Source organism: Paenibacillus beijingensis, from assembly GCF_000961095.1.
In the GTDB taxonomy this organism is placed as follows: domain Bacteria; phylum Bacillota; class Bacilli; order Paenibacillales; family Paenibacillaceae; genus Paenibacillus_O; species Paenibacillus_O beijingensis.
Window position 1 is genome coordinate 582172 of the sequence record NZ_CP011058.1, and the last position, 20710, is coordinate 602881.

Here is a 20710-nt window from a genome sequence, read left to right on the forward strand (position 1 = left end):
ACATGATTATAGCGGCGCTTGCGCAAAACCGTCAAGATCATTTATGATTTTTTATTTTCTTTTTATTTATTATTTGATCAATTCCGATTGGGAAACAGAAAAAAGCCTTGCGGCATCCAGACTGCCTCAAGCTGCGCATCCGCGAGCTCATGGTTGTCTGCATACCGCAAGACCTCTTTACATACCGATTCATTGCAGGCGCCTTATTCGGCTACGAGCACTTCCACCCCTTTTTTCTCCAGCTCTCTCTTATACGTATCGTCGATCTCATTAATAATCAGCTTGTCGATTTCGGAAATATCGCATAGGTGACAAAATACTTTTTTGTTCAGCTTGCTGCTGTCCGTGACCATGATCACTTCTTCGGCCGCTTCGATCATCGCTTTCTTTGTTTCGACTTCCTGCATCGTCCGGTTCGAAATGCCGAAGTTCAAATCGATCGCGTCGCAGCCCAGAAACGTCTTGTTGACGTGAACCTTTTTGAAAAAATCGACGGTTTGATCGCCTGCGAGCGTGTACACGGATTCGTTCAGAATCCCGCCGGATACCATCAGCTTGACGTTGCGCTTATGCGCCATTTCCATCGATATTTTGATATCGTTGGTCAGCACGGTCAGTTTCTGCTGCTTGATGTTTTTGGACACTTCCAGCGTCGTGGAGCCGGAATCGAAAATGACGATATCGCCGTCCTCGATCATGCCGGCAGCCATGGCGCCGATTTTTCGTTTCGCTTCCATATTCGCTTCCAATTTGCTCGCCGAAGGGATCTCGTACGAAAATTTGTTCATAATCGACATGACCCCGCCGTGGATTTTCACGACAAGCCCTTTCTCCGCAAGCTCGTCGAGATCCCGCCGGATCGTAACCTTCGACACGTCAAAGGCCGTGCTTAATTCATTTATGTTTGCCTTCTTTTTTTTGTTAATGTATTGCAGTATTTTCTCCTGGCGTTCGATCTGGAACACGTTACCACAACCTCTGCATTCGAATAACTTAGCTTAGACATTTTAATTCCTTGCAGCAGCGCCAATTCCTGCTTTACCCTATTATGAACGATTGTAAGCGCGAACAAAACATGCTTTCACAAAGTCTAAATAACCGGAGCCAAGAAAGGGCCCGGCCTGGGGCCGAGCCTCCATTCTCTGCTTCCGAGCTCTTACCGTTTCGATCAAGCGCTTCAATCAAGTATATCGATCAGGCGTTCAAATAGACATCTGTCGTTTCGTGCATCCAATCTTTGAAATTCGGATAAATTTTGCGGTACTGGCCGAAAATTTGCCGGTACTTCAGATGATTGCCGTAATCGGGTTTGATCACTTTATCGAACCTCACCATCGCCCTGACCGCTTCTTCCAGACTCGGGTAGATCCCGGCCGCAGCGGCCGCGCTGATCGCGGCGCCCAGACACGGAGCTTGCGGCTCCGAAGGGACGTTGACGACGACATTGCTGACGTCGGCATGAATTTGCAGGAACAAATCGGACTGGGTCGTACCGCCGGCGATATTGATCTCATGAACCGGGAATCCGTTCTCGCGGAATTGGGCGAGCAGATTTTCCGTGCCGAACGCGATGCCTTCCATCAGCGCGCGGTACATATGCGCTCTCGTATGATGGAGCGACAGCCCGTAAAACATGCCCCTCACTTTCGAATCGAGATAAGGGTGCCGGTTGCCCTGCCAATAATCGAGCACGACCAAACCGTCCGAACCGATCGGCAGCTCTTTCGCTTCGCGGTTCAGAATATCGTAGGCGCTTTCCTCGCCGCCTTCCAAATCTTTGCATAGCTCCCGTTTGAACCAGCTCAAAATTGAACCGGAAGAAACCTGTCCCCGGTATGCCGTATAGTAGCCTTTGATCAAATTGTCCGGTCCGGTGTTGATGCCGCCTTCGTTAAACATCGCTTCCTCCGTCAGCGCCATCGCGAGGTTGGAGGAGCCGGTAATAAGCGCGATTTTCCCCGGTTCGTACACCCCCATGCCGAGAACGCCGATCGAAGCATCGATTCCGCCCTGCGCCACCAGTGTGTCATATCCGAGACCAAGCTCGTCGGCCGCTTCCTTCGTAATCGTCCCGATCGCATCTCCGACCGCGAACACGCGCTGCTTCGGGAATTTCGCGACCGCTTCCTCCATCTCCAGCCGCCGGTAAAAATCTTCCGCGAAGCCGCCCTCCCGAGCATTGTATCCCCAGTTGCAGGAATTGTTGATGTTGATCGACCACATTCCCGTCAGCCGATAGGTCAGCCAATCCTGGTATTCGCAAAATATTTCCGCTTTGTCGTAATGCTCCCGCTCGTTTCTCTTCAGCCACAACAGCTTGCCCGGCATCCATTCGGCCGACAGCCTCGAGCCGGTCAGCTCGGCAATATCGATCACTTCCTGCGCGGCCCGCACGTCCATCCAGATCAGACTGTCCCGCACCGGGGTGCCGTCTTCTATGCACAGCACGACGCTGCAGCTGGTCGTCGCCGAGCTGATCGCGGCGATTCTCTCCTTGGCGATTCCCGTCGCCGCAAGGCCCTTCCTTACACTCTCCTTCAGCGCCGCCCACCAATCGTCCGGCGACTGCTCCGCCCAGCCGGGATGCAAATGCTTCGTTTCGTATTCGGTGGCGGAGAAGCCAAGCGGATTGCCCTGCAGATCGTAGAAGCCGACCCTTACGCTTCCGGTGCCGCCGTCGATTCCCATCAGCACGTCCCGTTCCAATCCCATCCTCCCTTTCTGTCGCGTTATCCGCCCGGTTTAATACCGGTTCAAATTAAAATTCCGGTCGACGGAGGCAAGAAATCCGGCAACCAGCAGCCCGACCTGCTCCAAATCCCGCAAATCGCACGTTTCCATCGGGGAATGGCTGTAACGGTCCGGCATGCCCATATCGAGACAAGGGATTCCGTCATTTTCCAGCTGCAAATAAGCCGTATCCGTCAGCGCCCCGCGCGCCGCGCTTCGCTGCAGCGGAATGTCCAGCTCCTGCGCCGTCTTTTTGAGCAATTGGTACATGCCCTGGTGCGCAATGTTGCCGTTCAACGTTCCTTTCCCATGAAAATTGAACATCGTCACCGCAGGACCTCCGCCCAGGACGACATTGTTCACGCCCCGCTGATCCGGCGTATCGCCGGCGCCCGGCCCGAGCAAACAGATCGCCATATCCGTCTTCACCGATCTTGCCGCCATCATCGCCCCTCTTGCGTTAAACTCCTCCATCACCGTTCCGACGAGATGAACCGTACAACGCGGCCGTTGATCCGAGATGATTGACGCGATCTGAACGAGATTGGTCAATCCGGCGGCATCGTCGATATAGGCCCCTGCCACGCGGCTGTCCAGCATCTCGACATAATGAGGGGCAAACGTAACCGGACAGCCGACGTAAATGCCCAGCTCGTTCACCTGCTTCTCGCTCTTGGCGCCGATATCGACAAATAGCGAGGAGAACGGGTCGACTTTCGCTTTGTCCTCCGGCGATTGAATGTGATACGCTTTCGCCCCGATCATGCCCGGAAAATATTGTCCGTTCTCGCTGCCGACCATAACGGCGATTCCTTGCACGATCTTCTCGGAGATGCCCCCGACCCGCTCGATGCGCAGAAACCCGTCCGGCTCGATCCGGCTAATAACGAACCCGATCACATCCATATGCGCAAACACCATCACATTCGGAGCCTCCGGATCGGTCCCTTCGATGGTGCCGATGACATTGCCTATTTTATCGATCTTCACCCGGTCCGCGTACCGGGACAAATCCTCTTTGAACTTGTAAGCCATACGCGATTCGTAGCCGGAAAGGCGGATTGTGCCCATGTAATCTTTCAACGTCGATTTCAGTTCGTCTGGCTGCAGCAACGGCAAAAGCTCCTTCCGCGAAAAGAAACAGTTTTGCGTCTTTTCGTGATTCTTTTTGTTCTAAAATGATCCTTTATGATTATATTTTTCTTTTTATTATATAAAACAACTCAATCTCTTGTAAAGTTTACTTACATGTAGTCATTGAATTACAGCCAAGTCCCCGATCATTTTAACTAAAGAAACGACCCCAAACACGATCAAAACGATTCCCGATAACCGGTTTATCCATCGCATCGCGTTTGCGTTTAGCATTTGTCTGACGGTTCCGGTAACAATGCTTAAAAATAACCACCATATCATGGAGCCGATAAATATCCCGATTACCATCTGAAATGAACTTAATGTCATCGTTCCGCTCGTTCCGATCCCGGCAAAAACGCCGAGAAAAGATAAAATGGTCAACGGATTGGTCATCGTCAAAAAGAACGTCGTCACATAGGCCGCCGTTAAACGATCCATCCTTTTTACGTCACCGCTGTCATTCGTCTTCGTATTCGTCTTCATCGCTTGATAGCCCAAATAACAGAGAAAAAGTCCGCCGAACAGTCGAATCCACATCTGCTGTCCGATCAATAGTTCCGTAATGACATTAAAACCGACAGCGGCAATCAAGCCGTAAAGAGCGTCTGCCGAAGCGGCGCCTAACCCGGAAACGAATCCGAATAGTCTCCCCTGGTTTAACGTCCTTTTGATGCACAAAACACCAATGGGTCCGACAGGCGCGGCAATCGATAATCCGATCAGAATCCCCTTCAATAAGATCAGCATCGTCGTCGTGTCCTTTCGCGAACAACCTTTCCGTTATCATAGCACCCCTATCCGTTTTCTGGAAACAAAATGTTCATTTTTCGCCAATAAAGTCCGAGTTTTTTTTGCTTTTTTGGATAAATTAATGATGTTGTTCGACAAAAATGGCGGCTTAAAGCGTTAACACCGGCTGTTTCAGGGTAAGAACCGGATAAGAGGTGATGACATAATGGATATACTTCGGCGTTTTTTTCTGTTTATCGGCGGTTTTATGTATCCGGCCATTCTGCTGACGGTTGTCCTGCTCGTGCTGCTGATTCTTTGGGCGAGAAAAAAAGACAGAACGCACAAAAGCTTTCTTTACCGCGATACGTCGGACAAACTGGATGCTGCACAGCCGGAGGACGAAAGCGGAAAACACCGCAAGTCTCCTCATAAAGTATAATGAGGATGCCGGATGAAGCTGCGGCCTCGACACCAGGCTCGTTCCCCGTTCCCCGCATGTAATCGGTATTTGGAGTTACCCATACCCGGGTTATTGGAGAATTCGGTCGTTCACGCCGAAATGTCTCCAGCAGCCCGGGTTTTCATGTTTTTTGCTTACATATATCAATGTTGATTTCAACGGAAGGTTGGAGTAACGTAATTTTTAAGATGATTTGAAGAATGCTGATTGTGCAAAGTCATTTTAAATATTGAGATGGAGGACACAACGAATGATTCGCTTAAAAACACCTGAGCAGATCGAACGGATGCGTCTCGCCGGAAGCATCGTTGCCGGCTGCCACCGCGAGATCGCAGGCATGATCAAACCGGGGATTACGACTCTTGAAATTGACGCATTCGTAGAGGATATGATTCGCAAGCAGGGCGCGATTCCCTATACGGTCGGCTACAATGGTTATCCTTTCGCCACTTGCGCTTCCGTCAACGATGTTATTGCGCACGGCTTTCCAAACGCCACCCCGCTTCAAGAAGGGGATATCGTGACAATCGATATTGTAGTCGAGGCGGGCGGTTATTTGGGCGATTCGGCATGGACCTATGCGGTCGGCGAAATCTCCGAATCGTCGCGCAAGCTGATGAACGTCACCCGCGAATGTCTCGACATCGGAATCGAAAAAGCGGTCGCAGGCAACCGGATCGGCGATGTCATGCACGCTTTGCAGCAGCATGCCGAGAGCAGCGGATTTTCCGTCGTGCGCGATTTGCTTGGACACGGCATCGGCACGGAGCTGCACGAGGAACCGAACATCTCCCATGTCGGCAAGCCGGGCAAAGGCTTCCGTTTAAAAGAAGGGATGGTGTTTACAATCGAGCCGATGATTAACGAAGGCACCTTTTATATGCAAATCGATCGCGACGGATGGACCTGCCGCACGGCGGACGGCAAGCGCTCGGCCCAATATGAGCACACCATCGCCATAACCGCAGACGGACCGCTCATATTGACCGATCAGAACGGATAGGCCGGCAGTATTCCGAGAAATCTTCCAAAACCTGCATGCGGCCGGATGGCGGATCGCGCGGATGCAGCCCAACTCTACCGGTTCCGCAGCAGCTTGAGTCCGGCGGCCTGCTGCGGGTCCTCCTCCGCCAGCTTGGAGCGCAGACGCTCCATTAAACGGTAAGCCGTTTTGTCGGTAAGCTCGCCGTCTACGGTCAATCCTTCGGCTTGCTGAAAATGCTGCAATGCCGTTACGGTTGATTCATTGAAAATTCCGGGCGAATCCCCGGTCTTGTAGCCGAGCGCTACCAGCATGGACTGCAGTGTTTTGACGTTATCTCCGTAATCGTTCCTTTTCAGATGAATTCCGGTCGGAATTGCCGGCAGCGATGCGTAAGAGGGAGGCTCAACTTTTTCGTCCGGATCGACACCCCTCTTATGGATCCATTCGCCGTTCGGCGTTTTCCACTGCGCTTCCGTCAGCTTCAAAACGGAGCGATCGCGGAATTGGCCGAACGTTTGCACAATCCCTTTCCCGAACGTCGTCGTCCCGACAACCGTCGCCCCCGCCGATTCCTTCAGCGCGGCGGTCAGCACTTCGGCTGCGCTTGCCGTCTGGCCGTCAACCAGTACGACGATTGGCAGCTGAATCGGTTTTTGCTGCTTGGAACGGTAGGTTTGGACTTTCTTCTTGTCTTTATGGTCTACCTCCAGAACGAGCTTGCCCTTCGGCACGAGCCGGTTGGCGATTTCGATCGTCGGTACGAGCAGACCGCCCGGGTTGGAGCGCATGTCCAGCAGCAGCGATTTCATCCCTTTCTTCTGAAGCGAATCAAACGCTTTGTTGAATTCATCGGCCGTTGACTGCGCAAAGCGGGAAATCGTTATTTTTCCGATTCCGTCATTTTTCATCTCCGAGGATACGGTCGTAACCGGAATTTGCGCACGGGTCAATTCCGTCACGATCTGCTTGCCCGTTCCCGGACGCAACAGCGTCACCTTAACCTTCGTCCCTTCTTTTCCGCGCAGCAGGCCGACTAGCTCGGCCATCGATTTGCCGCTGACAGCCGTACCGTCCACCTTCGCCAGCAGATCGCCCGCCATCAGACCGTTCTTCTCGGCCGGCGTTCCTTTAATGACGGAGTCAATGATATAGTTTCCGTCCTCAATCCTTACCTCGACTCCGATTCCGACAAACTCAGGCTGGTAGCTCTTCATATAATCTTCGCCTTGTTCGCCGGGCAAATAGACGGAATACGGGTCTTCCAATGAGGCGACCATCCCTTTCACGGCACCGTTTATAAGCTGACCGGGCTTTACCCCGAATAAATAATCGTTCTTGATTTCCTGATACGATTTGCTCAAATTGCCGAACGCTTTCTCCGAAAGAATCGGATACTGCAGCGTCATCGACAACCGTCCGATCATAAACCCGACCAGCAAAAATATAAACGCCGCCAAAATGCCGAAAGTCGAATAACGCCTTCTTCCGTCCCTGTTTTTGACCCATTGCATCTTCATCGCTCCGTTCCAAATAACTGTATCTTTTACTTTATCCTATTCCGGCATTCGGTTCAAACCGCCGTATCTTCAGGGGGGTTCAGCAAGCCGCCATCAGCACCGCAACGCCGGCCCGGAGTGAAAGCCCGATTAGGATCCCCAATCAGTGTTACCACAGAGAAAGGCCGATGCTTCTTGAACGAACCTGAAATTTGGGCTACAATCAACCTAGCTTACCGAGTGATGAGAGGAGCAGGAGAGAAAAATGTACAAATTAATAGCCATTGATGTGGACGATACACTGCTGACCGACGATCTGCAAGTGACGGACGCCACTCTCCAGGCGCTGGAGCAGGCGATCGCGCAAGGCGTCACCGTAACGCTGGCAACGGGCAGAATGTTTGCTTCCGCCCGAAAAATTGCCGATCAAATCCGGTTAAACGTGCCGATCATTACGTACCAAGGGTCGATGGTCAAGACGCTGCTGGACGGAAAAGTGCTCTATGAACGCAGTGTTCCGGAAGACGCGGCCAAACAGCTGTACGATTTCTGCGAGGAGAAAGGGCTGCACCTCCAGCTGTATATCGACGATGTGCTCTATGTCAAAGAAGAAAATGAAAAGGCGCGTCTTTATTCCCAGCTGTCAAAAATCCCTTATGTCGTCGAACCCGATTACGACACTCTCCTTACGAAGCCTTCTACCAAAATGCTGATCATCGATGATCCCGACGTGCTGGACGAAATCGCCCTCCAGCTGCAGCCGATCATTGGAGACCGTGTTCACATTACGAAGTCAAAAGCGCATTACTTGGAGTTTTTGCATAAAGAAGGAACGAAAGGCCATGCTCTGCGTTTTATGGCCGAGCATATCGGCTGCACCATGGAGGAAACGATCGCGATCGGCGATTCCTGGAACGACCGTGAAATGCTGATGGAAGCGGGGCTTGGCGTGGCCATGGACAACGCCCTTCCCGCGCTCAAAGAAATCGCCGGCTTCGTCACGAAGTCCAACAACGATGAAGGGGTCAAGCACGTTATCGATACGTTTATTTTGAATGCTGCGAAGTAAATTTTTTTCTGCTTTGTAAACCAGCTGAAAAAACCGTTTCTTCCAAAATGAATGGAATTCCATTCATTTGAAGAAACGGTTTTTTCTTTACTCCCCACAAAAGACTGGCGGAGATGTTTTTAGCCGGAAAAGCGGGCGAGTGATTAGCATGGAAGCGAGATACGCAGCCGACGCTTGTCCCGGGTTCATAGAGTGAAAAGCAAGCGGAGCGGCTGACTCGTGACTGGAGAAGCGAAGCGTTCGCCTTTGTAGACGGATCGTAACCCTGCTAGGGTTATATTCAATACGATCCGGCTACAAGAGCGATCGGAAGCACGAGTCAGCCGCGCAGCGGCCGTTTTTCACCTACGAACCTGGGGATGCGCGCGATCGCAGCCCCATCCCAACCGACCGAAGGCTTTTTCGTCTATATCCCCGCCAGTACCTGATACCAAATTCCGCGCTTCGAATAAAGCGTCTTCTTCACTTCATCCCATCCGCCCAAATATTCAATATCGAACAGTCCTTGCGGTACGGTGAACCGGTCCTTGTAAGCGGCCTCCACCTCCGCATTTACCGGGCGGAAGCCGTTCTCCGCTAATGCGGTCTGCGCTTCCTTGCCGCGCAGAAAGTCCATGAACGCTTCCGCTACCTCGCGGGTTCCGTGCTTGTCCGCGTTGCGGTCGACGACGGTGCCGGGATTCTCAATCAGCATCGTATCGCGCGGAATGACGATATCGTAGGGCACTCCTTTTTGGATGCGGGCGATCAACTCATTCTCATACGTGACGATGGCATCCCCGACGCCGTATTCAAAAGCTGCCATCGAAGCCCGGCCGCTTTTGTCCAGCGACTCGATATTGGCATGGATCCGCTCCAGGTACGCTTTGCCGTACGCCGGGTCTTTTTTGCCCGTTTCCGCCTCGGACTTCTTGAGGCCCGCTCCGTACATCGCGTTGATGTCCCACTGGGCGCCGCCGGACGTCTGCGGGTTCGGATAAAGCACTTTGACCCTGCTCCCCATCAGATCTTCCCAGCCGGCAATATGAAGCGGATTGCCCTTGCGGACGCCGATGACGGCGATCGAACGGGTAATCATCCCGCCGTCCGGCTCCTTGGACCAATCATGCGTAATCAGTCCCGCATCCTTGATCTTCTGCAGGTCGCCGTCCAGCGACAGCAGCGCCACATCGGCTTCGAAGCCGCCGACAATGGCGCGCGCCTGCGTTCCGGAAGCTTCGTACGACTCCTGAAACGTCACGGTCTGACCCGTTTTCTGTTTCCAGTACGTCTGAAATTCAGGCAAAATCGTTTGCATCACATCGCGCAGAGTCGAATATGCGCCGATGACGAGCGTGACGTCGCCTTTTGCAGGGGCTGCCGTCTTGCTTTCGCCGTCCGCCGTTTGCCCGCCGCTTCCTGCGCAGCCGGAGACGAGCACGGATAGAGCTAATAGGATAAGGGCCCCCCAACGCAGGGAAGGCCTCATTAGATGAGCTTTATCGATCATAATGTTTCACACAACGCTTTCTGCGATTTAAATAATGACCGGCATCGGATCTTCCTTCAGCTTGTTTTCCATAATCCAGCTGTCGTCGTTATTGAAAAGGTACGCGCGGTGCACAAGCACGTCAACGGCCTCACCGGGTTGCAGCACTTCTTTTTCCAAAGACCGGTAAGTGATGAGCTTGGTTCCTCCGATCTCGATTTCCACCATCCACTCGCTTCCGCGGAAATGCAGATGCTTCACCGTACCGCGAATGGCGGCCGATGCCAGCGTAATTTCTCCCGGCTTGCCGATCTCGATATACTCGGGGCGAATAAGCCCCTTCGTACCCGGCCAAACGGCAGCATCGCTGAAGCCCTTGATTTGCGCAATATCTTCCACAAAAGTGGATTCGCCGATGAAGCTGGCCACGAATTGCGTTTCCGGCTTTTTATAAATATCCCACGGGGTCCCTTTTTGCTCCAGACGCCCCTTGTTGATGATCATAATTTCGTCCGCCACTTCGATCGCTTCGTCCTGGTCGTGCGTAACGAAGATCGAGGTGATGCCGACGCGCTCGATCATTTCCTTAAGCCAAGTGCGCAGCTCGGTGCGGATTTTGGCGTCGATCGCCGCGAACGGCTCGTCGAGCAGCAGCAGCTGCGGTTCGGGCGCAAGCGCCCGGGCAAACGCGACACGCTGGCGCTGGCCGCCGGACAGCTGCTGCGGATAGCGGTGCTCGAAGCCTTTAAGACCCGTAAGTTCCACAAGCGACATGACACGTTCGCGAATTTGCTCTTTCTTCTGCTTTTTCACCTTCAGACCGAAAGCGATATTGTCAAACACTGTCATATGCTTGAACAGAGCGTAGTTTTGAAAAACGAAGCCGATGCCCCGCTCCTGCGGAGGCAGGTCGTTCACCCGCTTGCCGTGAAAAATAATATCGCCGGAGGTTGGGGATTCCAGACCGGCCAGCATGCGCAGAATCGACGTCTTGCCGCCGCCGCTCGGTCCGAGCAGGCCGATCAGATGACCCTTCTCGATTTCGAAGCTAACGTCTCTGACCGCATGAAAATCGCCGAATTGTTTGTTTAATCCCTTAACCTCGATATGCATGTCAATGCACTTCCTTTCGCTTTTTGGCCCATTCCATTATAAGAAGCAGTCCGACCGAGAAGGCGGCAAGGACAAGCGCTACCACATTCGCGGCTGTGACATTAAAATTTTCAACATCCTGGTAAACAAGCGTCGTGGCGGTTTGCGTCAGGTTGATGATGTTGCCCGATACGACGAGCACCGCGCCGAATTCGCCGAGCGTCCGCGCCACGGTGAGCACGATGCCGTAAATGACGCCCCAGCGGATCGACGGCCACGTCACCTTCCAGAAGGTGTACCATGAATATGCGCCGAGCGTCGAAGCCGCCTCTTCCTGCTGCGCGCCGATTTCCTGCAATACCGGCATAATCTCGCGCACCATCAGCGGAAACGTAACGAACAGCGTCGCAATGATCATCCCCGGCAAAGCGTAGACGATTTTGACGCCGGCATCTTCGAGCAGCGCGCCTGCCGCACTTTCCGGTCCGAGCAGCAGCACGATCATGAGACCGCCGATAACCGGCGATACCGCATAAGGCAAATCGACGATGCTGTTCAAAAGCCCTTTAAGGCGCGGACCGAGCCACGAAGCGCGAACGAGATAAAGCGCAAGCATGACGCCGAACAACGTGTTAATTGCCGTAACCGTAACGACGAGTATGCCGGTCATCATCAGCGCATGTCCCGCTTCCGGACGGGCAAGCGCGGATACGAAGCCGCTCCAGCCTTGATCGAACGAGCCGGTAAAAATCTTTATGAGCGGGATAATAATGAGTACGATAAATACGAGATAGGTAAGCGTGATCCACAGCCGTCTCATCAGCTCTGCCTCCTTGTCTGGACGATGTTGATGCCCCAAAGGATCAGAAACGAAAGCGTCAGCAGCAGCACTGAAACCGCCGCAGCCCCTTGCGGATCGTCGCTTTCGATTTCGCCGAATATATAGACGGATGCGATCAATGTTTTGCCGGGAATGTTGCCGGCAACGAGCACGACAGCGCCGAATTCCGCAAGCGCCCTGGAAAAGGCAAGCATCGCGCCGCTTACGATTCCCGGCAGCATCGTCGGCAGAATCACTTTGAAGAAGGTCAGCTGTTTGGAAGCGCCCATCGTATAGGCCGCCTCCTCTTCCGACGGCTCCATCTCCTCCAGCAGCGGCTGCACGGCCCGGATCACGAACGGAAAGGTGACGAATACCATCGCAATGACGATCGCGGGCGAATGATAAACGATGTCATAGCCGAGCTTGGCCGCCGCCGCCCCGACCCAGCTGCGCGGGCCGAGCAGCAGCAAAATCATCAGCCCGCCGACTGCGGTCGGCAGCGCAAAGGGCAAATCGACGAAGCTGTTGAGCAGCCGTCTGCCCGGAAAGCGGTAGCGGATCAGCACCCAGCCGATCATCGTGCCCAGCAGTACGTTTATAAGCGTGGATATTACAGCGAGCCGTATCGTAAGCAGCACTGCTTTCCAGGCAAGCGGATCGGCAATGCTTTCCCAGAACGGCCCCCATCCATCGGAAAATGACTGGATATAAATGCCCGCAATGGGCAGAACAATTAAGAGTACAAAATAGAGCATGACGGTGCTTCGAAATCCGAAGCTCCACCAGCGGCTGCGCATCATGGTGTTCACTTTCCCGATTACCCTCCTAAGCTCGAGCTCTTGAAGCGGTCTGATAGCATCATTAGTTCATTTTATTGTCAATTCCTATTAATTTACTAGGTATTAATAATGTAGCAGAACGAGACCCGTCCCGTCAATGCTTATATTTAGAAAACTGATAAGAATGATGAGGTTCCCTAATATATGATCCCACATCCATCCCAAAAAAAATCCCGGCCGCTGAATACGGCCGGGATTATTATTGCTTGCCCCTCACAGGGCAAAGTCGAACTTCGTGCTTTAGGGAGCGGAAAGGGCGGAATCGTTCTGGAGAAGCGCCAGCGTTCGCCTAAAGGCTTTCTGCAAGAAAGCCACTTCGGAAGCATACGCTTTGTCCCCGGATTTCGACCGCAGTCGCGGTTTAAATCAAAGAAATCTGGGGACAACAGCGATCGGAAGAATGATCCGCCCGTGCAGCGGGCATTAAATCACCGCCAGTAGACATTGCCTTTACTCCACCGGTTCGTCGATATAAAGCGGCTCGCCCATCGTCACAACGGACTGTCCTTGGGTGAAATCGGTCATCCAGGCGATAAAGCGGTCCGCCTCTTCATCAAGCGGCAGGCAGGCAACCGTTACCTTGTCGGTAAAATCGGCCCCCTGCACCTTATAGCCGCGGGCATGCAGCTCGTTTTCCAGCTTGCCGTACCACGTATAGTCAACCTCAACCTTCACTTCGCGGTACAGCACCTTCATGACGGGCTGCCCGGCCTCGATAGCGGCTACCGCTCCGTCCGTATAAGCCCGGATCAGTCCGCCGGCGCCGAGCAAAATGCCGCCGAAGTAACGGGTCACGACGATTGCGACATTTTTCAGCTGCTGGTGCTTGATGACTTCCAGGATCGGCTTGCCGGCCGTGCCGCTTGGCTCCCCGTCGTCCGACTGCCGCTGGCATTCGTCGCGCTCGCCGACCACATACGCGGAACAGTTGTGCGTTGCGTTCCAGTGAAGCTTCTTGATCTCCTCGATGAAGGCGATCGCCTCTTCCTCCGATTCGACCGGCTTCGCGTGCCCGATGAAACGCGATTTGCGGATGACGATTTCTTTGCTGTCCTGACGGGTCAGCGTTTTATAGCGGGACAACATAAAACTTGTCCCCCTTAAATGCCATATTTATTTTACAAGCGCGCTTCGAGAGCGGCTTTTTCTTCTTCGAAGCCCGGTTTGCCCAGCAAAGCGAACATGTTCTTTTTGTACGCTTCAACACCCGGCTGGTCGAACGGATTGACGCCGGACAGATATCCGCTGACGCCGCACGCGATTTCGAAGAAATAAACAAGGTAGCCGAACGTGTACGGGGTCATGTCGGCGATGTTCACGATCAAGTTCGGAACTTGGCCGTCCGTATGGGCAAGCAGCGTTCCTTCGAACGCTTTTTTGTTGACAAAATCCATCGTTTTGCCGCTCAGAAAGTTCAGGCCGTCCAGATCGTCCGGGTCGCTGCCGATCGTAATTTGCTCCGGCGCTTCGCCGACTTGAATGACGGTTTCGAACAGGTTGCGGTTGCCTTCCTGGATAAATTGGCCCATGGAGTGCAGGTCCGTGGAGAAATCGACCGATGCCGGGTAGATGCCTTTATGGTCTTTCCCTTCGCTCTCGCCGTACAGCTGCTTCCACCACTCCGACACGAAGTGCAGGGACGGCTCATAGTTGACGAGAATTTCCGTTACTTTGCCTTTGCGGTACAGGGCGTTGCGGGCAGCCGCGTATTGATACGCTTCGTTCTCCGCTACGTTAGGATTGTTGTATTCTTTGGACGCGTCAGCCGCGCCTTTCATGATCGATTCGATGTCGATGCCGGCAGCGGCGATCGGCAGCAGGCCTACAGCCGTCAGTACGGAGTAGCGTCCGCCTACGTCGTCCGGAATGATGAAAGACTCGTAGCCTTCTTCGGTCGCCAGTTTTTTGAGCGCGCCTCTTGCTTTGTCGGTTGTGGCATAAATCCGTTTACGCGCTTCTTCTTTGCCGTATTTTTTCTCCAGTTCTTCGCGGAAAATGCGGAATGCGAGCGCAGGCTCGGTCGTCGTGCCGGATTTGGAGATGACGTTGATCGACCAGTTGCGGCCTTCCAGCACTTGCAGCAGATGCGTTACATAAGTGGAGCTGATGTTGTTGCCGGCAAAAAAGATTTGCGGCGTTTTGCGTTGTCCATCCGGAAGAATGTTATAGAACGAATGCGAGAGCATTTCGATTGCGGCGCGGGCGCCCAAATACGAACCGCCGATGCCGATAACGACGAGCGCGTCCGAATCGGATTGAATTTTCTTTGCCGCGCTTTGGATGCGGGCGAATTCTTCTTTGTCGTATGCCGTCGGGAGGTCGATCCAACCGAGGTAATCGGAGCCCGCACCCGTACCGTTGTGCAGCTGCTCGTGGGCGAGGCGGATCGGTTCCGCGAAATTGTCGATTTCATTCTGACCGACAAAAGTCAGCGCTTTGCTGTAGTCGAATTGAATGGTCTTGCTCATGAAAATCGTTCCCTCCTTAGGTTTTAACCGCATGTTCACCGGTGCTTGTCCGGACTTATCGCCTATTGGCCTTAATTTAGCATACTGGATTTGGGAATTGAAAACAAGCAATCAAACGGGACCTTCATGGAAGCTTCACGTTATTTCGACATCTTGCGGCGGTGCGTTAGCGAATACTGTCCAATAGTCCGCACGCCCAACCTTGTGATAAAATGGAATTGACAGGGTTAAAATTCGTCAGAAAGGCCGGTGGAGAATATGAGTTCAATCGCATTTATCGGACTTGGCGCGATGGGCGCCCCCATGACGGAGAATCTGCTGAAAAAAGGATTTTCCGTTACCGTCTACAACCGCACGCGCAGCAAAGCGGAGGAGTTGGCTGCATTTGGAGCAAAAGTAGCTTCCACCCCTGCCGAGGCGGCTGCGGAAGCCGATACGGTTATTACGATGCTGAGCAACGACGATGTTGTCCGTGAAATCTATGAAGGCGAAGACGGCGTGTTCAGCGTCGTACGCCCGGGGATGATCTTGATGGACAGCAGCACGATCTCGCCCTCGCTTGCGCGCGAGCTGGCGGTTAAGGCCGGCAAGCTGGGCGCTTCGTTTCTGGATGCGCCCGTAACCGGAAGCAAGCCGGGAGCGGTAAACGGCACCTTGCTCTTCATGATCGGCGGCGAAGCCGACGTATTGAAGCGGGCGGAGCCGGTCATCAGCGCGATGGGCACGAAAATCATCCATATGGGCCCGAGCGGAAGCGGAGCTGTCGCCAAACTGTCCCACAACGCGATTGTCGGCATCAGCAATGTCGCTCTGGCGGAAGGGCTGATTATCGCGGCGAGCGGCGGGCTCGATTTGAACAAGTTCACGCAAATCGTCAACGGCGGAGTGGCCGGAAGCAAAACATCCGAGCTGAAGACACCGAAGCTGCTCGGCGCCGATTACAGCGTGCAGTTCGGATTGTCGCTCATGCTGAAAGATCTGCGTCTCGCTTCGGTCCTCTCGGACGGTCTGAAGGTGCCGACGCCGATGCTCGAAGCGGCCAAAACGCTGTTTCAGGCCGCTGAGGCGGACGGTCACGGCGAACTGGATCTTTGCGCGGTTGCCAAAGTATACGAGCAGTGGGCCGGTACGAAGCTGAACAGCGGCGAGCCGGTTTACAAGTAAACAGACAGAAACCTTTGATCGCCATCTTTATAGGCGATCAAAGGTTTCGCGATGAAAGATAAGATAAATATCACGCATTCGATTACTTTTTCGCAACCGGTATCCATATTTCGCTTCTAAACGTTGGCGAGGTTACATCTTTATTCTCATTCCACAGGATTTCCGGACCTTCTATTTGCTCATAGTTCGAGGAAGGAAACCATTCGGAATAAATGCGTCCCCATACATCTTGCAGCGTATCGGGAAAAGGTCCGATTGCTTCGAATACAGCCCATATTGAGGCAGGAACTTCAAGTTGTACCAGATTATCCGGACACTCCATTGTTGTTGCCACGCCAATAAAGTGATCAAGCTCCCCTTTTTCCTCCATTCTGCCTTCTGAAAAGTTCGTGGATGCACTAAGCAGTCCCAAAGGCTCGACATTAGAAAGCTTTTTAAGTTTATTGATCGTTTCACCGTCTAAACTTTCCCACATCGAGGCAATCTCCGGATTAACACCGTTGAAAATGATCGGAACTCTTTTCTTAATGCCAATAATGCGAAAAGCCCCTTTTTCTTCAAAACGATAGTTCATTTCACTTCCTCCTTTAATCGATAACTGGAAGGTCATTCGAGGGTACGCTTTAAGTGATTGACCATTATTTCTTGCTTCTGACGGCGTTATACCATGCAGATTTTGAAAAGCCCTTGCAAAAGAATCCGGTGAGTTGTACCCGTATTTTATCGCAATGTCAATGACCTTTACGCTGCTGTCTTGAAGCTCAAATGCTGCAAGAGTTAGGCGTCTGCGACGGATATATTCCGATAGCGAAATGCCGGCAAGGAAGGAAAACATCCTCTTAAAATGGTATTCGGAGCAAAATGCGAGCCTAGCCGCTGCTTTGAAGTCAATATCGTTCGTAAGGTTATCTTCAATATACTTAATCGCTCCGTTCATCTTTTGCAGCAAATCCAATGAAACAACCTCCTTTATCAATAGAATAGCAGGAGTTGAATGTACCCATCCGACATTTCGTGCACAATTATGCCGTGTTGAATATCCGATTCATCGAAAGAAAAACTTCTGTCGGAGTCATTCGAAGATGAGCGACCGCATTGTTGGGTAAGCTCCAAAGAGGCATACCCCGAGGCAGTCCGCGCAGACGAGTCTTTCTAAGCCTGCGAATGTGCAGGTATTACCGACCGAAATCGCATGTTGAGAGGAAATTCCTGCGATCGCGCAGGTATTCAAGGCTTTTATTGCCTGAACATGTGCTTGGACCGAAAAAAATGTATTTTGGTAGGAATTTTACGACGTGGATAATTAGACAAGAAAAAAGATGTACGAACGCATGTTTTTCTTTATCATAAAAAAACCGGACGTTGCAGCCTGCAGGCGCGCAACGTCCGGTTTCCATTAATGGACTCTCTGTTATGATACGTTACCTGAAGCTATAATTTGGCGACAGCCCCGAGGATCAGGTCCCAAAACTTCCCGAAATCCAGTTCAAACGCCACATTGACGTTCGCTTCCTTGCCGGTCACCCCCGTTTGGTCAATGACCGTCATTCCGTAACTGAATTCTCCCTTCGTTTCGATATCCACATGCAGCTTCCGGCATTCAAATATCGTCGGATCGATACAATAAGCGACGCAGCATACGTCATGAACCGGCGGATCGGTAAAACCGAACACATCGCGGTAAGCCTCGCGGAAATATACGATCAGCTCCCCAACAAATGCTGCGGCCGGTGTTCCGATCGCTGCGAAGCCGGCGCTTATTGCCGGCGTCACCAGCGCCTGGTGCGTGACATCGAGTCCCATCATCGTCAGCGGAACGCCGCTCTCGAAGACGACCTTGGCTGCTTCGGCATCGGCATAAATATTAAACTCGGCCGCCGGTGTCCAGTTGCCGAACGTGCCGCCTCCCATCAGTACGATTTCCTTAATCTTAGGCAAAATGGCCGGTTCCCGTCTCATCGCCATCGCTATATTGGTCAGTGGTCCCGTAGGCACGAGCGTAATGTCGCCATCCGACTCCAGCAGCTTGCGAATGATCAGATCGACGGCATGTTCTTCTGCCGGCTTCAGCCGGGGTTCCGGCAGCTTGGGACCGTCCATACCGGTATCGCCGTGGATGCTCGGCGCCGTTTCCCGCATGCGCACCAGCGGCTGACCGGCTCCTTGAGCGACGGCAACGTCAAGGATTCCGGCCATCTCGCACACTTGCAGCGCGTTTCGCGTCGTCTTCCCGATTTCCGCATTGCCCGCCACCGTTGTAATGGCTGCCAATTCGATGCTCTCGCGGGCGCCGGCTGCCAACAAAATCGCAATGGCGTCGTCATGTCCCGGATCGCAGTCTATTATGATTTTTCGTTTCGTACCCTTAATCATGAGCGGCCTTCCTTTATTCCAAAATTCGCTGTCTGCTCACCGTCAATGCCAGCAGCCTTCAACTTTGCGTCCTGCCATTCCGCCGTAACGCTCCGTTTCGGTTTAACCTTTGACGGCTCCCGACGTCATCCCTTCCGTTAAATGCTTTTGCAGCAGCACATAAAATAAAATCGTCGGAATAAGGACAATGGTGACGGCCGCCATCTGCAACGTATAGTTGTTGGCGTGCTGTCCCGAGAGATTGGCCAGTCCGAGCGGCAGCGTTTTTAATTCATCTTCATTAATGAGGACGAGGGCGAACGAAAGCTCATTCCAGTTATTCAGAAACGTAAGAATAAACGCCGTCACAAGCGCCGGACGAAGCATCGGAAAAATAACTTTGCCGAATATCGTCATCACGCCGCTGCCGTCCATGATGGCCGCTTCTTCAAGGTCTTTCGGGAACGGATTCATAAAGCTGACCAGCAGATAAATGACAAGCGGCAAATTGAAGGCCACATAAGGGAACAGCAGCGTAAACCGCGTATTAAGCAGATGCAGCTGCTTCATTTCAATAAACAACGGCACAAGCGTCGCATGAATCGGAATGAGCATCCCGAGCACAAACAACCCAAACACAAACGATTTTGCTTTAAATTCAAATCGGCTTAGAAAAAAAGCGGCCAACGCCCCTATAACAAGCGTTACGAGTACAGCGGCCACGCTGATGACCAGACTATTGAAAAAATAAAGTCCAAGATTAGCCGTCTCCCACGCCTTCGAGTAGTTGCTCCATAACAGCTGCTCCGGCAGACGGAACGGGTGCACATTCAACTCTTTATCGGTTCGAAACGAATTAAGGATAATCCATACAATGGGATAAATATTGAGGAGCAGCAGCAGTAAAAACAACAGCTGCATCAGTCTGTGGGTTGCGGGTATCCTCTTTGTCGTCACCATGTTCATCACCTCTGAAGCTTCCGGATTGCCATCCGGCTAATGACAATTAACAAAAAGCTTACGATAAAAATCGCGGTTGAGATCGTGCTTCCATACCCGTATCTGCCTGCAGAGAACGTGCTCTGAAACATATAGGTTGCCATCACTTCCGTCGCATGGTTCGGACCGCCTTTGGTCATGACATAAATAATGTCGAACGTTCGCAGGCTGCCGCTTATACATAACGCTATTGATGTAAAAATCGTATCGGAAAGCATCGGCAGCGTGACGCTCCACACTTTGCGGAGTCCGGACGCACCGTCAATATCGGCCGCTTCCAGCACTTCACTCGAAATATTTTGCAACGCCGCCAAAAAAATGATCATGTAAAATCCGCTGTACTGCCAAATGATCATGATGCAGATCATAAAGATCGAAAACCGCGGTTCGCCCAGCCAGTTTTGCACCCACGAATCCATCCCGACGATGCGGAAAAAACTGTTGATCAGACCGACCTGGTAATTGTACATCATGCTCCAGAATAAAGAGATGACGACCGTGGAAAGAACAACCGGCATGAAAAAAACCGTTTTGAAAAGCGCCCTTCCTTTCAAAATCCGGCCGTTTAGAATAATCGCAAAAAACAGTCCCGCCGGGATTTGCAGCAAAATGGAAGTGACAACGATATAGACGTTGTTTCTCAGCGAGTTCCAGAACACGCTGTCGCGAATCAATTCCGCATAGTTGCCAAGGCCCAGCCAATGCATCTGAGTGAAGCCGTCCCATTTAAAGAAAGAATAATAGAACGAATTGACAATGGGATAGAGGGCAAACACAACGTAAAAGAATAAGGCCGGGAACAGCCCGGCAGCTATTAGCCATTTCCGGCGATACAGGATATGCATAGAGTTTCTCCTTTAGCAAAGTAGAAGGAGGCGAACCAACCTTCGATTCGC

Annotated in this window: 19 protein-coding genes; 4 read left to right on the forward strand and 15 right to left on the reverse strand. The window is 52.4% G+C overall.

Annotation, left to right across the window (positions count from 1 at the left end):
* Positions 1-203 precede the first annotated feature (203 nt).
* The 4 genes from VN24_RS02710 to VN24_RS02725 form a co-directional block, all read right to left on the reverse strand.
* A complete protein-coding gene (locus tag VN24_RS02710) occupies positions 204-965 on the reverse strand; it encodes a DeoR/GlpR family DNA-binding transcription regulator (RefSeq protein ID WP_045669173.1) in 762 nt (253 codons plus the stop codon).
* A 229-nt stretch (positions 966-1194) separates the two neighbouring features.
* A complete protein-coding gene (locus VN24_RS02715) occupies positions 1195-2706 on the reverse strand; it encodes an FGGY-family carbohydrate kinase (RefSeq protein WP_052702748.1) in 1512 nt (503 codons plus the stop codon).
* A gap of 36 nt (positions 2707-2742) precedes the next feature.
* Positions 2743-3843 (reverse strand): M20/M25/M40 family metallo-hydrolase, encoded by a 1101-nt coding sequence (locus VN24_RS02720; protein WP_052702749.1) that lies wholly within the window; start codon positions 3841-3843, stop codon positions 2743-2745.
* 141 nt (positions 3844-3984) lie between these two features.
* Positions 3985-4614: a LysE family translocator gene (locus VN24_RS02725; protein WP_045669175.1), complete on the reverse strand. Its 630-nt coding sequence runs from the start codon at positions 4612-4614 to the stop codon at positions 3985-3987.
* Positions 4615-4822: 208 nt separating this feature from the next.
* Here VN24_RS02725 and VN24_RS02730 point away from each other — a divergent pair, with 208 nt between their 5' ends.
* Together VN24_RS02730 and map are read left to right on the forward strand one after the other, a co-directional pair.
* Positions 4823-5038 (forward strand): hypothetical protein, encoded by a 216-nt coding sequence (locus VN24_RS02730; RefSeq protein WP_045669176.1) that lies wholly within the window; start codon positions 4823-4825, stop codon positions 5036-5038.
* 271 nt (positions 5039-5309) lie between these two features.
* Entirely contained in the window at positions 5310-6062 is a 753-nt protein-coding gene (gene map / locus VN24_RS02735; protein ID WP_045669177.1) for a type I methionyl aminopeptidase, read from the forward strand.
* 74 nt (positions 6063-6136) lie between these two features.
* On the opposite strand, the gene VN24_RS02740 is transcribed toward map, so the two are convergent.
* A complete protein-coding gene (locus VN24_RS02740; RefSeq protein ID WP_052702750.1) occupies positions 6137-7555 on the reverse strand; it encodes a S41 family peptidase in 1419 nt (472 codons plus the stop codon).
* Between the two features lie 250 nt (positions 7556-7805).
* Here VN24_RS02740 and VN24_RS02745 point away from each other — a divergent pair, with 250 nt between their 5' ends.
* Positions 7806-8609 (forward strand): Cof-type HAD-IIB family hydrolase, encoded by an 804-nt coding sequence (locus VN24_RS02745; protein WP_045669178.1) that lies wholly within the window; start codon positions 7806-7808, stop codon positions 8607-8609.
* A gap of 406 nt (positions 8610-9015) precedes the next feature.
* Here the strand turns inward: VN24_RS02745 and VN24_RS02750 are convergent, their stop codons facing one another.
* The 6 genes from VN24_RS02750 to VN24_RS02780 form a co-directional block, all read right to left on the reverse strand.
* Entirely contained in the window at positions 9016-10098 is a 1083-nt protein-coding gene (locus tag VN24_RS02750; RefSeq protein ID WP_238590811.1) for a sulfate ABC transporter substrate-binding protein, read from the reverse strand.
* A gap of 27 nt (positions 10099-10125) precedes the next feature.
* On the reverse strand, positions 10126-11190 hold the full coding sequence (locus VN24_RS02755; protein ID WP_045669179.1) for a sulfate/molybdate ABC transporter ATP-binding protein: 1065 nt from the start codon (positions 11188-11190) through the stop codon (positions 10126-10128).
* A gap of 1 nt (position 11191) precedes the next feature.
* Positions 11192-11989 (reverse strand): sulfate ABC transporter permease subunit, encoded by a 798-nt coding sequence (locus tag VN24_RS02760; protein ID WP_045669180.1) that lies wholly within the window; start codon positions 11987-11989, stop codon positions 11192-11194.
* Positions 11989-12792 carry a sulfate ABC transporter permease subunit CysT gene (gene cysT / locus VN24_RS02765; RefSeq protein WP_420798622.1) on the reverse strand — a complete coding sequence of 268 codons (804 nt, stop codon included), beginning with the start codon at positions 12790-12792 and terminating at the stop codon, positions 11989-11991. The genes VN24_RS02760 and cysT overlap by 1 nt, the downstream gene beginning before the upstream one ends.
* A 489-nt stretch (positions 12793-13281) precedes the next feature.
* A complete protein-coding gene (locus tag VN24_RS02775) occupies positions 13282-13917 on the reverse strand; it encodes a YigZ family protein (protein WP_045669183.1) in 636 nt (211 codons plus the stop codon).
* Positions 13918-13949: 32 nt separating this feature from the next.
* A complete protein-coding gene (locus VN24_RS02780) occupies positions 13950-15299 on the reverse strand; it encodes a glucose-6-phosphate isomerase (protein ID WP_045669184.1) in 1350 nt (449 codons plus the stop codon).
* Between the two features lie 258 nt (positions 15300-15557).
* On the opposite strand from VN24_RS02780, the gene VN24_RS02785 reads away from it, so the two are divergent.
* Positions 15558-16463 carry an NAD(P)-dependent oxidoreductase gene (locus VN24_RS02785; RefSeq protein WP_045669185.1) on the forward strand — a complete coding sequence of 302 codons (906 nt, stop codon included), beginning with the start codon at positions 15558-15560 and terminating at the stop codon, positions 16461-16463.
* 82 nt (positions 16464-16545) lie between these two features.
* On the opposite strand, the gene VN24_RS02790 is transcribed toward VN24_RS02785, so the two are convergent.
* The 4 genes from VN24_RS02790 to VN24_RS02805 all read right to left on the reverse strand — a co-directional run bounded on the left by VN24_RS02790 (position 16546) and on the right by VN24_RS02805 (position 20659).
* Positions 16546-17418 carry an AraC family transcriptional regulator gene (locus tag VN24_RS02790; protein ID WP_045669186.1) on the reverse strand — a complete coding sequence of 291 codons (873 nt, stop codon included), beginning with the start codon at positions 17416-17418 and terminating at the stop codon, positions 16546-16548.
* Between the two features lie 476 nt (positions 17419-17894).
* Positions 17895-18836, reverse strand: a complete 942-nt coding sequence (locus VN24_RS02795; protein ID WP_045669187.1) for a nucleoside hydrolase — start codon at positions 18834-18836, stop codon at positions 17895-17897.
* Between the two features lie 102 nt (positions 18837-18938).
* Positions 18939-19781: a carbohydrate ABC transporter permease gene (locus tag VN24_RS02800; RefSeq protein WP_238590904.1), complete on the reverse strand. Its 843-nt coding sequence runs from the start codon at positions 19779-19781 to the stop codon at positions 18939-18941.
* Positions 19781-20659: a carbohydrate ABC transporter permease gene (locus tag VN24_RS02805; RefSeq protein WP_045669189.1), complete on the reverse strand. Its 879-nt coding sequence runs from the start codon at positions 20657-20659 to the stop codon at positions 19781-19783. Before VN24_RS02805 ends, VN24_RS02800 begins: the two co-directional genes overlap by 1 nt.
* Positions 20660-20710: the final 51 nt, after the last annotated feature.